The organism is Pseudomonas viridiflava (genome assembly GCF_900602065.1).
In the GTDB taxonomy this organism is placed as follows: domain Bacteria; phylum Pseudomonadota; class Gammaproteobacteria; order Pseudomonadales; family Pseudomonadaceae; genus Aquipseudomonas.
Genome location: NZ_UWFN01000197.1, coordinates 1 through 310 on the forward strand (window position 1 = coordinate 1; position 310 = coordinate 310).

General features: G+C 58.1%; 1 protein-coding gene. It reads right to left on the bottom strand.

Annotation, left to right across the window (positions count from 1 at the left end; translation table 11 throughout):
• A partial coding sequence (locus EE949_RS10570; protein WP_206335707.1) for an alginate O-acetyltransferase AlgF occupies positions 1-310 on the bottom strand: 310 nt, incomplete at both ends.

The window sequence follows — 310 nt, forward strand, 5'->3', positions numbered from 1 at the left end:
GCTGCTGCCACTGCCGGTGATATACAGAACAGCGGCTTCGCCACGCTCCAGGGCCACAGGTTTCACATCGGTGACTTTCTTGTCGCCGTCGTACAGCGCCAGACTGACTTTGACCGGATTGATTTCACGCTCGCCGGTGCCCTTGGCTGCCACAGCCTTGACCACATCGGTCTTGCCGTCGGCGGTTTTCAGGGTCAGTGCCTTGTCGCTGAGGTTCTGCACGCGAACCAGGGATTTCTGCTTGTTCTTGAACGGTGGTTCTTCGATCAGCTGCGGTTTGCCGCTGGCGTTGTTGACCAGGGTGTAATAG